This window comes from Mangrovihabitans endophyticus (assembly GCF_014646155.1).
GTDB classification, from domain to species: Bacteria; Actinomycetota; Actinomycetes; order Mycobacteriales; family Micromonosporaceae; genus Actinoplanes; species Actinoplanes endophyticus.
In genome coordinates, this window is sequence record NZ_BMMX01000001.1 from 17,634 (window position 1) to 31,005 (window position 13,372).

Below are 13,372 nucleotides of genomic sequence, written 5' to 3' on the forward strand. Positions count from 1 at the left end.
TCAACTAACCAATCCGGTAAGTACGGCGAACGGCACCGACAGGTAACCGACGACCAGGACGAGGGCGAGGGCCAGGGCGGCGCCGCGGGCGATGCGCTCGCCGCGCGCGGTCTGCTGGCCCAGCGTGCGTGCCGCGCTGAACAGGCCGTGCCGCAGGTGGAAGCCCACGGCCACGATGGACAGCGTGTAGAACAGCGTCACGTACCAACGCGCCGGCGCGAAGTCGGCGACCACGTTGGCGTACGGGTGCTGCGGGTCGCTGTTCGGGTTCAGCGTGCCGGTCGTGAGGTCCAGGATGTGGTAGATCACGAACAGCAGGATGATCACTCCGCCCCAGCGCATGGTCCGTGCGGCGTAGCTGCCCTGCACCTTGGGGCGGTGCACGTAACGGACCGGGCGGGCGGCGCGGGCGCGGCGGGCCAGCACGGTGGCGGCGGCGATGTGCGCCAGCACGGCCACCGTCAGCACGGTGCGCTGGATCCACAGGTACCAGGTGTCCGGCAGCAGTGGCGCGCCGAGCTGGCGCAGCCAGTGCGCGTAGTGGTCGAACGAGGTGGCGCCCAGGAAGATCTTGAGGTTGCCGGCCATGTGCGCGAACAGGAACAGCACGAGCAGGAGGCCGGAGACTGCCATCAGCAGCTTGAGCGCCACCGTGCTGCGGGCCGTCCGGCTCCCGGTCGTGTGCCGGTTGGCCCTTGCGGGAACCGGCCTGGTTTTCGTATCAACCGCCACGCTTAGGACGGTAGGTAGGAGCGTGGCATTCGTCTAATGCATGATCGGACTCGTCTGGATAGCCGTAGGCTATGAGAGTGCAACTGCAACAGCTTCGGTACTTCCTCGCGGTCGCGGAAACCCGTCATTTCACCCATGCGGCGGACAATCTAGGGGTTTCCCAGCCGACGCTGAGTAAGCAGATTCACACCCTGGAGGTGAGCCTCGGCGCGGCGCTGTTCGAGCGCACCCGCGGGGCCGTCACGCTCACCGCGGTCGGGCACACCCTGCTGCCGCTGGCCCGGCGCATGGTGGCCGACGCCGAGCAGGCCGAGCAGGCCGTGCAGGACGTGGTCGGCCTGCGTCGCGGCGCGGTGCGCCTGGGCGCGACCCCCAGCCTGTGCTCGTCCCTGGTGCCTGCGGTGCTGCGCACGTACCGGGCCGAGCATCCCGGCATCTCGCTGCACGTGACCGAGGGCAGCTCGTCCGATCTGATCGGCGGCCTGCTGGCGCGCAGCCTCGACCTGGCGCTGATCGTGCAGCCGGAGCGCGGCGTCGACCCGGCGCTGCACGCCGCCCCGATCCTGCGCGAGAGCCTGGTGGTGGCGTCGGTGGCCGACGCGCCCGCGCCGCCCACGCCGATGCCGCTCGCGGAGCTCGAACACACGCCGCTGGTGATGTTCCGGCCCGGCTATGACCTGCGTGACGTCACCCTGGAGGCCTGTCGCCACCGCGGCTTCACCCCGCGCTTCGCGGTCGAGGGCGGCGAGATGGACGCGGTGCTCGCCTTCGTCGAGGCCGGCCTGGGCATCGCCGTCGTGCCCAGCATGGTGCTGGTCAACCGGCCGCGGCTGCGGGCGACGCCGCTGGCGCCGCCGGGCATGCGCCGCACCATCGCGCTGGCACACCGGGAGCAGGCCGTGCTGCCACACGCGGCGCAGGCGTTGCGCTCGGTCCTGCTCGATCACATCGGCGGCGGAGGGGCCTTGCCGCTCGGAGTGCGCATCCTGCCCTCGGTTGCGGACAGTGATCATCGTTCGGCGTGATGCGCGTTCCTCCTACCGGGCGAGGGTGTTGATGCGCGTGCCGCGTTTTGCCGCCGATCTTGACAAAGTGGACATTGATATTGCGAGGAGTGAATGCGGCGATACGATTCGCTGCCATGTCGTCTCGGCGTAATCGCCTTTTTCTGGTGTTCGCGGTTCTGCTCAGCGTGATCGTCACGGCCGGTGGAGCCGTTTGGTGGCAGCGATCCCGCTGGCAGAGTACCGACCCGTCGGAGTTCTGCCCGGCGCCCGCGCTGCGCGTGGTCGCGGCGCCGGAGATCGAGCCGGTGGTGCGCCAAGCGGTGCGCGATGGCCTGCGGGTCGGCAACGGCGCCTCCTGCCGGCCCATCGAGGTGACCGCCCAGCAGCCCGCCGCCACGGCGGCCGCCGCCGGCCAGCCGGACATCTGGATCCCCTCGTCCAGCGCGTGGCTGCGCACCGCCGCGGTCAACGGCGCCCGCTACCGCGTGGACGGCCCGCCGATCGCCTGGTCGCCGGTGGTCATCGCGGTGCCGGAAGGCATCGGCAAGCTGGTCATCGACGACGGACGTACGAGCTGGGCGCGCCTGGTCCAAGGGGTGGCGAAGCACGACATCCCGGCGGTCGCCATGCCGGACCCGCTGCACGACACGGTGGGCATGCTGAGCGTCTTCGGGGTGCAGGCGGCAATGGCGCGTACCACCGATGACGCGGGCATCGCCCAGTTGCGCGCGCTGACCCTGCGCAGTCGCCTCCGCGACGCCACCGCCGACCCTACGAAGCTGCTGGCGCATGACGCCGCCGCGTCCGAACAGACCGAGGCCGTCTACGACGTCGGCGTCTTCCCGGTGCTCGAACAGCAGTGGCGCGCCTACCAGCGGTCCGAGCCGAGGGTGCGGCTCGCCGCGGCCCGCCCGGCCGACGCTCCGGTGACCGCGGACTATCCGGTGGCGGTCTCGCCGGGCGCCGAGGGCAAGAACCTCACCGCCCGGGTCGTCGACCTGCTGCATGGCGCCGACACCCGCGCCGCGCTGACCGGGGCGGGCTTCCGGATCGAGCCGGATTCGTCCGCCCCGGATCTGCCGGACAAGGCGGATCAGTTGCTCGGCCCGGCGCTGCAATGGTCGCAATACCGCCGGCTGTCCTTCCAGGTGCTGCTGCTGGTGGACGCGTCCGGATCGATGAACGACCGGATCAAGGACAAGTCCGGGAAGATCACCACCAAGGAGGCGCTGCTGCGGCAGTCCGGCGTGGCCGCGTCGGAGCTGTTCGGCGAGGACACCAGCATCGGCATGTGGGTCTTCGGCACGCCCGAGGCCACCAGCCCGCCGCACGCCGAGGTGGTGCCGTTCGGGCCGATCACGGCGGCGGTGGACGGCACGCCGCGGCGCGACGTGCTGAGCGCGACGATCAAGAAGTACGACGCGCCCGACGTCGCCGGAACCCCGCTGTACCGGACCGTGCTGGACGGGGTGGCGGCCATGCGCAAACGGGTCAAGCCCGGCGTGGTCACCCTGGTGGTGGTGCTCACCGACGGGCAGGACCGGGAGTCGCGGTACGCGATGAGTCGTGCGGACTTCCTCGATCGCCTCGGCGGTGGGCCGCCGGTCCCGGTGTTCGGCGTCGGATATGGGCCGACCGCGGACATGGGCACCTTGCAGCGCATGTCCGAAGCCACCGGCGGCAAGGCGTTTGCCGCGACCAACCCGGCCGACCTGGCCTCGGCGATGGCCCGGACATTCCTGGCCGCGCACGCGCCGGACTGAGCGGCGGCGCATGCGCCGGACCGGGCGGCGCCGGACCGGGCGGCGCCGGACCGCGGTCAGTCTCCGGGGCGCGCCGGTCCGACCTGGTCCGCCACGATGCGCGCGGACAGGGTGACCATCGGCAGCCCGCCGCCGGGATGCGTGGATCCGCCCACCAGCCACAGCCCGCCCACCGGCCCCCGGTTCGGCGGGCGCAGCAGGCCGCCCGCCGTGCCGTAGATCGTCCCGCCCGGCGCGCCGGTCGCGTCGGCCAGATCGGCCGGGGTGCGCGTCTCCGCGAACAGCAGCCGGTCGCGCACGTCCAGCCCGCGCCGGGCCAGCACGCCGAGCAGATGCCGGGCGTACGCGTCGGCCAGCCCCGGTCGGCGCCAGTCCACCGCGTGCGGTCCGTTCCCCTGCGGCGGCGCGTTCACCAGCACGAACCATGCCTCATGGCCGGGCGGGTGCACCACCGGGTCGAGCGCCCGGGTGACGAACACCGTGGGGTCCGGCGCCGGGCGTGCGCGTCGGCCGGGGCCGCCGAAGACCGCGTCGAATTCGGCGTCGTAGTCGCGCGGGAAGAAGGCCGTGTGATGCGCCAGCGACGGCGTCGCGCCGCGCACCCCCAGCAGCAGCACGAAGCCGGCCAGGCTCCGGTCGGCCAGCCGGGCCAGCCGGTCCGGCGCCGGCCACAGTTCCCGGTACGTGGTGAGCGCGTCCACGTTGGACACCACCACGTCCGCCGGGCGCACCGCCCCACCGGCCAGACGCACGCCACGCACCGCGCGATCGGCGACGATGCGGGTCACCGGCGAACCGGTGTGGACCTGCACCCCCAGCGCGCGGCATCGCGCCAGCAGCGCGGTCGCGATGGTGCCCAGGCCGCCGGGCAGATACCAGCCGCCGAAGGCTAGTTCCGCGTACGGAACGGCGGCCAGCGCGGCCGGGGCCCGCCGGGGGTCGGCGCCGGTGTAGGTGGCGTACCGCTCCAGCATCGTGCGCAGCCGCGGATCGCGCAGGTAGTGCCGGCCGAGGGCGCGCAGCGACCGCCACGGCGCGATGGCGGCCAGGTCGCGCACCCGCCAGGACATCCGGGCCACGGTGGCCGCGGTGACCGGCCGCTGCAGCACCGACGTCCAGGAGGCGTCCCAGATGCGCCGGGCCCGCGCCCAGAACCGGTCCCAGTCGGCGGCGGCTGCCGGATCCCCGAGCGCGGCGGCGATACGAGAAAGAAAGACCTCGTGATCCGACGACGAGTCGAGCACCGCGCCGTCGGCGAACACGTGCCGCACCACCGGATCCAGCGGTTGCGGCGTGAGCCCCAGCCCGTCGAACACCCGCGGCAGGGTGAGCAGGCTGGGCCCGGTGTCGAAGCGGAAGCCGTCTCGCTCGTACACGCCGAGTTTGCCGCCCACGACGGGGGCGCGTTCGTGCACCTCGACCCGGTGCCCCGCCTCGGCCAGCCGCACGGCCGCGGACAGTCCGCCCACGCCGGCGCCGATCACCACGACCCGGCTCACACCGGCCGCCCGCGCCATTCCAGCCGGCCCCGGCGGCGCAGCCGGAACGACCGCACGACCAGGACGGCGAACGCCGCCACCGACACCGGGTGGACGAACGCGTCGACCGGCCGGCCGCCGGTGGCCATCGCGGACACCGCCCTGCCGAGGACGCCCAGCGCGTACGCGGACAGCCAGAACGCCGGCGCCCCGGCCAGCAGTGCGAGCAGCGGCGGAGCGGTGTAGAGAAGGAGCAGCACGAGCACCACGGCGGTGGCGCCGGCGGCGGAGCCGAACGATGCCCAGAGCGACTTGCCGTACCCGTCGGCCAGGTCCCGCCACGACTCGTACATCCGGCACGTGGCCAGCCGTGACCCGTCCGCGAGCGCGATCGTGCCGCCGGAGCGCTTCACCGCGCGGGCCAGCGCCACATCCTCCAGCACCTGGTCGCGCACCGCGGCGTGGCCGCCTGCCGCGTCGTACCCGGCTCGTCCGACGACCAGCCACTGCCCGCCCGCGGCGGCGAGCGACGGGCGCGCGGAACGTTCCATCGCCCGCAGCGGCAGGAACGTCAGCCAGGACCACTGCAGCAACGGCTGCACCAGGCGGCCGGCCCCGGTGATCTTCGGGTACGGGCTGAGCAGTGTCGTGGTCCGGTGCGTCACCGCGGCGGCGACAGCGTCCGGGGCGAGCACCACGTCGGCGTCCACGAAGACCAGCACCTCGGCATCCGGCGCCGCGTCGGCCAGTTGCTGGCAGGCGTGCGGCTTGCCGAGCCAGCCGTCGGGCAGCGGCGCGCCGGTGAGCAGGCGCACCTTGTCCCCGCCGACCGCACGCACCACGTCGGCGGTGCCGTCGCCGGACCCGTCGTCGAGCACCACGATGTCCAGGTGCGTGAGCCCGCGCTGGCCGAGCAACGCCGCCAGGCACGGGCCGACCCGATCGGCCTCGTCACGCAGCGGCAACAGCACGGCGACGCGTGTGGCGGTGGCGGCGCCGGGGGAGGGACGGCGCAGCAGCAGCGCGTTGACGATGGTGTGCCCGGTGAGCATCACCCACAGCAACAGCCCGGTCCAGATCACGGGCGAGCCCGCGGGACGCGGACGGCGGGGGCGCATTGCCGGGGGACGGCGACATGATGCACCAACCGCGCGATCAACGGGATCACCACGGTGCCCATGCCGAGGCCGCCCCAGACTGCCGACGCCGGCATGCCGAGGAAGACGGCATGGGCGAGCACGCTTGACGCATAGGTCCAGAGCCACAACACGATCATCACCCGGTCGTCGCCGCCCGTCGCCGCGCAGCGCCCCGCCGCCCGGGACAACGCGGTCATCAACAGCACCGCGAAACCCAGCCAGCCCAGATAATTGCCCACCGGGATGCCCGGCACCCCCGGCAGGGCCGGTGTCGGCGACCGCCACGTCCAGTAACCCTCGGCGACCATCTGCGGGTCCAGGAACAGATCCCACGCGGCCAGGCCCGCCGCCGCCAGCGCCACACGCCCCCACCGCGAAGCGGTCAGCCGCGTCGCCGCGAGCCATGCCGGCCACGCCATCCACGTCCAGGCCAGCGGAATGATCAACGGCACGCCGAGCAGCTTCGGGCCGAGCTGGCCGGAGTAATCGTACGTGCCGAAGGGGAACCCGGTCGCGACGCCGACCCCCTCCACGGCGAAACCGCCGAGGGTGGCCGTGCCGATCAGCGCGAGCGCCGCCCGTGGTCCACGGCTGAGCAGCGCGTGCGTGACGGACAGGAGATATCCGAGCAGCACGGTGAGCACGGTGAGCGCGGCGCGCACCCGGCCGTCGGCGAGCGGATAGCAGATCTGGGTGAGCACCAGCGCACCCAGCACCGCCCAGGGCAGGTGTCGGATCATGACATCAGCCGGCGTCGCGGCGCGCGTTCACCGGCCGCTCGGCCAGCGGCAGCTCCCGTCCGAGGATGGCGAACGCCCGCTCGTCGCCGGGGAACAGGAAGTCGCGCAGCACGTCGACGAAGCCGAAACGGCGGTACAACCGCCAGGCGCGGGAACGTTCCTCGTCGGCCTCCGGCGTGGACAGCAGCACGGTCCTGCCGTCGGCCATGGCGAGCAGGGCGCGCAACTGGCGGGCGCCGACTCCATGACCCTGCGCGGCCGGGCGTACGTGCAATTCGACCACCTCGAAGCAATCGGTCAGCCAGTGCCGCCGGTCGTCCTCGTCGAGGGCGGAGCGGACCTGATCGTGCCACCACTGGCCGGGGCCGGACCGGTAGCCGTACCCGAAACCGGCCAGGCTGCCCTCGGTGGTCAGGGTGGCAACGGCGCGGAACCCACGCCGGCGTGCGTGTGCGCCGATGTAGCCGCGGCGGGTCTGGAGCAGCTCGGACCGGTAGCCCATCGCCTCGCCGTAGACGGAGACCACGTCATCCAGCCGCCGGAGCAGATCCTCCGGCTGCCACGGAACGAGCCTCATAGATCCTCCCGCCAATCGAGCACCGCACGGTCGCCCTCGACACCCACGACGGCGAACCGGGCGAACAGGTCTTCGGCGTACCACCGATCGGTGGGTGTTCGCGCGATCACCGCGCGGTGTTCCGGCTGACGGTACGCGAATGCGGTCAGGTCCGCCGTGCCACGCCAGACGCTGACCGTGCCTTGCCACCCGACCGGGGCCTCGCCGATACCGAATCGGGCCAGCAGGCCGGGGGCGGCGTGCAGTTCGGCGGCGACCGGGGGCACCGAGCGCCAGAATGTCAGCGCCTTCGCCGGGCGCAGCCGGGCGCGGGTGAGCGCGAGCACCGGCCCGTCAGCCCGGCCGGTGCGGCGGGTACGCGGTACGCCGAAGGGCGCACGCCCCGACCATCGTCCACGGCTGGCCAGCGGGTTGAGGCGCAGGCGCGCGCGGGCGACGGCGATCCGGTCCCACCCGGGCCACGTCACCTCCGGCGCGTCGTGGTCGCGGACCACCAGGGCGGCGTACCGGGTGGCGTCCACGTCACCCGGACCGAAGCCGGTGCCGGTCCCTGTGCCGAGCAGCTTGACGAAGCGCACCCCCGGCAGCGCCCGCGTGCGGCGCGGATCCACCGCCATGCGCCACAGCACGGCCGGGATGGCCCGGCGCGGCACTCGCCAGACATACAGGTCGACGTGCATCCGGCCGACGACCGCCGATCAGGCCACGTCGGCCGGGGAGCCGGCGGCGACGCGCAGCAGTTCCGCGTACGTGATCGGGAAGACCGCCCGAGGCACTCCGCCGGCCGCCCAGATCTCGGAGTACTGCGCCAGGGCGGTGTCCACCACGGTGCGTACCGGCTTGGGATGGCCCAGCGGCGCGACGCCGCCGATGGGCTGGCCGGTGTGCGCCCGGACGAATTCCGGGGTGGCCCGCCGGAGTGCGTCGACGCCGAGCGTGGCGGCCACCTTGCCGGTGTCCACCCGGTGGGCGCCGGAGGTGAGCACGAGCAGCGGCTCGCCGTCCGCGTCGAAGATCAGCGAGTTGGCGATCTGGCCGACCTCGACGCCGAGCGCGGCGGCTGCCGCGGCGGCGGTGTGCACCGCGTCGTCCAAGATGATCACGGACGGCGGCGCCCCCGCCGAGGTGCGCGCCCCGGCCGCGTCGAGCGCGTCCTGGACCGCCACGACGTTGGGATGTGTCTCCATCTCCCTATCTTGCCCCGGCCGATGTTCGCGGCACACGGCCGCTGCCAGGGGGCGGCGTTCCCTGTGCTATTCGGCGGTAATCCGGCTGAAAAGGCGATATCGGTCGTGCAACGTGCTTAATGTCGTTTTCATAGCCGCCTGCCCTCAGACTCGGGTTTCGCGACCGAGGAGGTCCCAGGTCCTGCGACCGAGGAGGATCGATGTCGCGCATCGTCGTCGTGGACGACCAGCCCGCCCTGCTGGAAGCCACCGCGGCCCTTCTGGCATCCGCCGGGCACACGGTGACCGCGGTCGCCGATCCGGCCGCCGCCGCCGACCACGCGATCGGGGCGGACGTGGTGGTCTCCGAGCTGCTGATGACCGGCGTCGACGGATTTCAGCTCGCCCGGCTGCTGCGACGGCGGGCGGGCACCCGATTCGTTCCGTTGATCTTTTATTCGGCACACTGCGACGACGAGGCGCGTCTGCTGGCGGCGGCGCTGGGCGTGCGGCAGGTGATCCCGCGCGGGGAGCGGCCGCAGGCGCTGCTGGAGGCCGTCGGTCGGGCTCTGCACGAGGGTCCCGCGGTGTCCGAGGACGTGTTGCTCGCGGAACAGGCGGCGGTCCAGCGACGCCACCACACCGAGCGCATCGACAGCCTGTCCCGGATGGCGCGCAGCGTGGCCCACGAGTTCAACAACATCTTCGCCGCGATCGAGGGCTACCTCACCTTCGCCACCGAAACCATCGAATCCGCACGGGCGGACATGCCCGCCGACGCTGCCGACGACGCCCTCACCGACCTGCGCCGATGCGGGCAAGGGCTGGAACGTGCCGCCCAGCTCAGCAACCGCCTGCTCGCCTTCGGCCGGTACGACATCGCGCGCGCCGAGCCCACCGACCTGTGCGAGCTGGTGCGGGCGCGCCGTGACACGCTGGCCGACGGCCTGCCGCCCGGGGTGCAACTGGTGCTCGACCCGTGGCCCACCCCGCTCACCGTCCGAGTGGATCCCGACCAGCTCATGGTCGCCCTGCAGCATCTGATCACCAACGCCGCGGAGGCGATGCCGGCCGGCGGGGTGTGCCGGATCGGCCTGCGTCCCGCGCTGCCTTCCGGGAACCATCCCGGGGACCGGGCGCACCTGGACATCAGCGACGGCGGGCGAGGGATGACCGCGGAGACCGCCGAGCATGCCGTCGAGCCGTTCTTCAGCACCAAGTCCGACGCCCAGGGCACCGGGCTCGGCCTCACCCAGGCGCACGGCATCATCACCCAGGCCGGAGGCGAGCTCGCCCTGCGGTCGGAGCCGGGCAGCGGCACCAAGGTCTCGATCACTCTGCCGTTGCTCAACGCGCCGGTCGAGCCGCCGCCTCCGCCGAGCGACCGGCGCGGCAGCCGGGACGTGCCGACCGTACTGATCGCCGACGACGACGAAGATCTGCGGTTCATCCTCGACCGGATCTGCCGCAAGGCCGGCTATCGCACGCTGACCGCCGGGGACGGCCGGGAGGCGCTGGCCGTCGCGGAGACCGCCGACGAGATCGCCTGCCTCGTCACCGACGTGCAGATGCCGCTGATGGACGGGCGGGAACTGGCCGACCGCCTCCGCACGCTCCGCCCCGGCACCCCGGTGGTCTTCGTCTCCGGGTACGCTCCGGCGCTGCTCAACGAGGGCTCGCTGGCGCCGGACGCGCGTGTCGTGAAGAAGCCGTTCACCCCGTCGGACATCCTCGACGTGCTGTCCGAGGTGGCGCCGGTCGCGGCGGCCGCCCACGCGTCCTGACCGGGCACTGTCACACGCGGACGGCCTTGGCGCTGGCGTCCCACAGATCCGCGGCCCGCGCCGGATCCACCGACGGCTTGGTGGCCCGGTGCCCCACGTAGTAGCCGCCGTCGACCAGAGCGTCCGCATTCGCCAGCCACACCAGCAGCCCGCCCGCCTTCTCCGGTGACACCAGGAACGGCGCGTACCGGTAGAGGAACCGGACCGCCTTACCCGCGCCGAAGTTGGTGCGCACCACGCCGGGATGGAACGACACGCTCAGCACCTCCGGCCAGCGGCGCGCCGCCTCCTGGGCGAACAGGATGTTCGCCGACTTGGTCACCCCGTAGGCCGGGAAGGACCGGTACGACCCGGGAGCGCCGGCGAAGTCGTGCGGGTCCGGATCGCCCGCCCGGTGCGCGGCCGAGGAGGTGTTCACCACGCGACCGCCGCGCAACCGCTCGCGCAGCAGGCTGGTCAGCAGGAACGGGGCGAGATGATTGCCCTGCATGGTGGCCTCGAAGCCGTCCACGGTGCGCCGGTACCGCTCCACCATCCCGCCCGCGTTGTTGGCCAGCACGTCGATCGTCTCGTACGTGTCCAGCAGGTGCGCGGCGAGGGCGCGTACGTCGTCCAGCTTCTCGAAGTCGGCCTGGAACCGTCCCGGCTCGCGCCCGTCGCCGGCGGCGCGCACCGCGTCGACGGCACCGGCCAGCCGGTCGGGGTTGCGCCCCACCACCACGACGTGGTCGCCCTGCGCGGCGAACTGCTCGGCGGCGGCCCGTCCCACCCCGGAACTGGCGCCCGTGACGACGATCGTCCGTGGCATGTCTGCTCCCTTGCTCGTTGTCGGCGTCCGCGTGGGCCGCCTCCGTCAAGCTCTTTGTTCCCCCGGGGTGCATCCTGACACCGTGAGCATCGAGATCCACGTCCCCGAGTCCATGGACAGCCCGGTCCGGCCGCATCAGCCGGCGCACCGGATCACCCGGTGGCTGCTGGCCGACCGGGTGCAGCCGGTCGGGCCCGAGTCCGGCGAGGGAACCCACCAGCAGGCCTGGTGGAAGGTGATGTGCCTGACCGGCGTGGACTACTTCTCCACGCTCTCGTACCTGCCCGGCATCGCGGCGCTGGCCGCGGGCGCGCTGTCCCCACTGGCCACCCTGCTCATCGTCGCGCTGACGCTGTTCGGCATGTTGCCGATGTACCGGCGGGTGTCCCGGGAGAGTCCGCACGGCCAAGGCTCGGTGGCGATGCTGGAGCATCTGCTGCCGTTCTGGCGGGGCAAGCTGTTCGTGCTGGTCCTGCTCGGCTTCGTGGCCACGTCGTGGATCGTCACCATCACGCTGTCCGCGGCCGACGCGGCCGTGCACATGTCGGAGAACCCGTACACGCCCGGCGCGTTGCGCGGGCACGTGCTGCCGATCACCATCACGCTGCTGCTGATCCTCGGCTTCGTCTTCCTGCTCGGCTTCAACGAGGCGGTCGGCGTGGCGATCCCGCTGGTCGCGGCATTCCTCGGACTGAACGCGGTGATCACCGTCGTCGGCTTCGTGGACGTGTTCACCGTGCCCGGCGCGTTCAGCACCTGGACAGGGGCGCTCACCACCAGCCACGGCGGTGTGGCCGGCGCCCTCGGACCCGCGGTGCTCGCCTTCCCCGCGCTGGTGCTCGGGCTGTCCGGGTTCGAGACCGGCGTCAGCATGATGCCGCTCATCGCGGCCCGCGGCCGGGACCGGGCCGAACGGCTGCGCTCCCGCATCGGCAACACCCGCAAGCTGCTCGCCACCGCGGCGCTGATCATGAGCGTCTACCTGATCGCCACCAGCTTCGTCACCACCGTGCTGATCCCACCGGAGGCGTTCGCCGAGGGCGGCCCGGCGAACGGGCGCGCGCTGTCCTACCTCGCCCACGTGCGGCTCGGCGAAGTCTTCGGCACCGCGTACGACATCAGCAGCATCCTGATCCTCTGGTTCGCCGGCGCGTCCGCGATGGCCGGCCTGATCAACATCGTGCCGCGCTACCTGCCCGGTTACGGCATGGCGCCGGAATGGGCGCGGGCGGTGCGCCCGGTGGTGCTGGTCTACACGGCGATCAGTGTCGCCCTCACCATCGCGTTCGACGCCGACGTCAACGCGCAGGCGGGCGCCTACGCCACCGGCATCCTCGCCATGATGGTCTCCGGCGCCGTCGCGGTGACCATTTCAGCCGTACGCCGCCGCCAACGCCGGGCGGCCGCCGGATTCGCCGTACTCACCCTGGTCATGCTGTACGCCTTGGGCGACAACATCATCGTCAAGCCGGACGGGATCGCGATCTCGGCGGTATTCGTGGCGGCGATCGTCGCGGTATCACTGATCTCCCGCGTCTCGCGGACCACCGAGTTGCGCGCCGACCGCATCGAGTTCGACGAGGCGGCCCGGACGTTCGTCACCGAATCCATCGCCTACGACGGGGAACTCAACCTGATCGCCAACCGCCGCAAGGCCGGGAACGGGCAGGAATACTCGGGCAAGGAACGCCGCCAGCGCGGGATGAACCCGGTGCCGGGCGCGGCGGACGTGCTGTTCCTGGAGGTCGACGTGGTGGACCCGTCAGACTTCAGCAACGTCATCTGCGTCCGGGGTGTCGAAGTCGACGGGCACCGGATCCTGCGGCTGGAAAGCCCGGCGGCGCCGAACTCGATCGCGGCGGTGCTCCTGGTGCTGCGCGATGCGACAGGATTGCGGCCACACTGCTACTTCGAATGGGCGGAGGGCAGCCCGCTGATGCACCTGTTCCGTTACCTCTTGCTGGGACGCGGCGACACGGCACCGGTGGTACGCGAGATCATCCGCTCGATCGAGCCGGATCCGGCGCGGCGGCCGGGCATCCACGTGGGCGGATAGCAGAAGCCCGCCCCGTCCCGCCCCGCCCTGGCCCGTCCCGTCCCGCCCTGGCCCGTCCCGTCCCGCCCTGGCCCGTCCCGTCCCGCCCTGGCCCGTCCCGTCCCGCCCTGGCCCGTCCCGGG

The 13,372-nt window shown here is 72.5% G+C and carries 12 protein-coding genes; 4 read left to right on the forward strand and 8 right to left on the reverse strand.

Annotation, left to right across the window (positions count from 1 at the left end):
• Nucleotides 1-651, reverse strand: a complete 651-nt coding sequence (locus IEY73_RS00085) for a succinate dehydrogenase cytochrome b subunit (protein WP_268240405.1) — start codon at nt 649-651, stop codon at nt 1-3.
• A 152-nt stretch (nt 652-803) separates the two neighbouring features.
• Between IEY73_RS00085 and IEY73_RS00090 the strand changes: the two genes are divergently transcribed.
• Entirely contained in the window at nt 804-1,757 is a 954-nt protein-coding gene (locus IEY73_RS00090; protein ID WP_189076946.1) for a LysR family transcriptional regulator, read from the forward strand.
• Nucleotides 1,758-1,873: 116 nt separating this feature from the next.
• Complete coding sequence (locus IEY73_RS00095) at nt 1,874-3,502, forward strand: substrate-binding domain-containing protein (RefSeq protein ID WP_189076947.1); 1,629 nt, start codon at nt 1,874-1,876, stop codon at nt 3,500-3,502.
• Nucleotides 3,503-3,558: 56 nt separating this feature from the next.
• Here IEY73_RS00095 and IEY73_RS00100 read toward each other — a convergent pair whose 3' ends face one another.
• The 6 genes from IEY73_RS00100 to IEY73_RS00125 are packed head-to-tail and all read right to left on the reverse strand — an operon-like array spanning nt 3,559 to nt 8,623.
• On the reverse strand, nt 3,559-5,001 hold the full coding sequence (locus tag IEY73_RS00100) for a phytoene desaturase family protein (RefSeq protein ID WP_189076948.1): 1,443 nt from the start codon (nt 4,999-5,001) through the stop codon (nt 3,559-3,561).
• Nucleotides 4,998-6,032 (reverse strand): glycosyltransferase family 2 protein, encoded by a 1,035-nt coding sequence (locus tag IEY73_RS00105; protein WP_189077739.1) that lies wholly within the window; start codon nt 6,030-6,032, stop codon nt 4,998-5,000. The genes IEY73_RS00100 and IEY73_RS00105 overlap by 4 nt, the downstream gene beginning before the upstream one ends.
• Nucleotides 6,033-6,058: 26 nt before the next feature.
• Complete coding sequence (locus IEY73_RS00110) at nt 6,059-6,859, reverse strand: carotenoid biosynthesis protein (protein ID WP_189076949.1); 801 nt, start codon at nt 6,857-6,859, stop codon at nt 6,059-6,061.
• 4 nt (nt 6,860-6,863) lie between these two features.
• Nucleotides 6,864-7,436 carry a GNAT family N-acetyltransferase gene (locus IEY73_RS00115; RefSeq protein WP_189076950.1) on the reverse strand — a complete coding sequence of 191 codons (573 nt, stop codon included), beginning with the start codon at nt 7,434-7,436 and terminating at the stop codon, nt 6,864-6,866.
• On the reverse strand, nt 7,433-8,116 hold the full coding sequence (locus IEY73_RS00120) for a monooxygenase (RefSeq protein ID WP_189076951.1): 684 nt from the start codon (nt 8,114-8,116) through the stop codon (nt 7,433-7,435). The genes IEY73_RS00115 and IEY73_RS00120 overlap by 4 nt, the downstream gene beginning before the upstream one ends.
• An 18-nt stretch (nt 8,117-8,134) precedes the next feature.
• Nucleotides 8,135-8,623 carry a YbaK/EbsC family protein gene (locus IEY73_RS00125; RefSeq protein ID WP_189076952.1) on the reverse strand — a complete coding sequence of 163 codons (489 nt, stop codon included), beginning with the start codon at nt 8,621-8,623 and terminating at the stop codon, nt 8,135-8,137.
• A 200-nt stretch (nt 8,624-8,823) separates the two neighbouring features.
• Here IEY73_RS00125 and IEY73_RS00130 point away from each other — a divergent pair, with 200 nt between their 5' ends.
• Nucleotides 8,824-10,386, forward strand: coding sequence for a hybrid sensor histidine kinase/response regulator (locus IEY73_RS00130; RefSeq protein WP_189076953.1), 1,563 nt, complete (start codon nt 8,824-8,826; stop codon nt 10,384-10,386).
• 10 nt (nt 10,387-10,396) lie between these two features.
• On the opposite strand, the gene IEY73_RS00135 is transcribed toward IEY73_RS00130, so the two are convergent.
• Entirely contained in the window at nt 10,397-11,194 is a 798-nt protein-coding gene (locus tag IEY73_RS00135) for an SDR family NAD(P)-dependent oxidoreductase (protein WP_189076954.1), read from the reverse strand.
• A gap of 112 nt (nt 11,195-11,306) precedes the next feature.
• On the opposite strand from IEY73_RS00135, the gene IEY73_RS00140 reads away from it, so the two are divergent.
• Entirely contained in the window at nt 11,307-13,250 is a 1,944-nt protein-coding gene (locus IEY73_RS00140; protein WP_189077740.1) for an APC family permease, read from the forward strand.
• Nucleotides 13,251-13,372 lie beyond the last annotated feature (122 nt).

What these genes read in the sequence shown, in the direction of transcription:
- IEY73_RS00090 (WP_189076946.1), top strand. Translation starts at nt 804, where the DNA reads ATGAGAGTGCAACTGCAACAGCTTCGGTACTTCCTCGCGGTCGCGGAA.
- IEY73_RS00095 (WP_189076947.1), top strand. Translation starts at nt 1,874, where the DNA reads ATGTCGTCTCGGCGTAATCGCCTTTTTCTGGTGTTCGCGGTTCTGCTC.
- IEY73_RS00105 (WP_189077739.1), bottom strand. Translation starts at nt 6,032, where the DNA reads ATGCTCACCGGGCACACCATCGTCAACGCGCTGCTGCTGCGCCGTCCC.
- IEY73_RS00110 (WP_189076949.1), bottom strand. Translation starts at nt 6,859, where the DNA reads ATGATCCGACACCTGCCCTGGGCGGTGCTGGGTGCGCTGGTGCTCACC.
- IEY73_RS00115 (WP_189076950.1), bottom strand. Translation starts at nt 7,436, where the DNA reads ATGAGGCTCGTTCCGTGGCAGCCGGAGGATCTGCTCCGGCGGCTGGAT.
- IEY73_RS00120 (WP_189076951.1), bottom strand. Translation starts at nt 8,116, where the DNA reads ATGCACGTCGACCTGTATGTCTGGCGAGTGCCGCGCCGGGCCATCCCG.
- IEY73_RS00125 (WP_189076952.1), bottom strand. Translation starts at nt 8,623, where the DNA reads ATGGAGACACATCCCAACGTCGTGGCGGTCCAGGACGCGCTCGACGCG.
- IEY73_RS00130 (WP_189076953.1), top strand. Translation starts at nt 8,824, where the DNA reads ATGTCGCGCATCGTCGTCGTGGACGACCAGCCCGCCCTGCTGGAAGCC.
- IEY73_RS00135 (WP_189076954.1), bottom strand. Translation starts at nt 11,194, where the DNA reads ATGCCACGGACGATCGTCGTCACGGGCGCCAGTTCCGGGGTGGGACGG.
- IEY73_RS00140 (WP_189077740.1), top strand. Translation starts at nt 11,307, where the DNA reads ATGGACAGCCCGGTCCGGCCGCATCAGCCGGCGCACCGGATCACCCGG.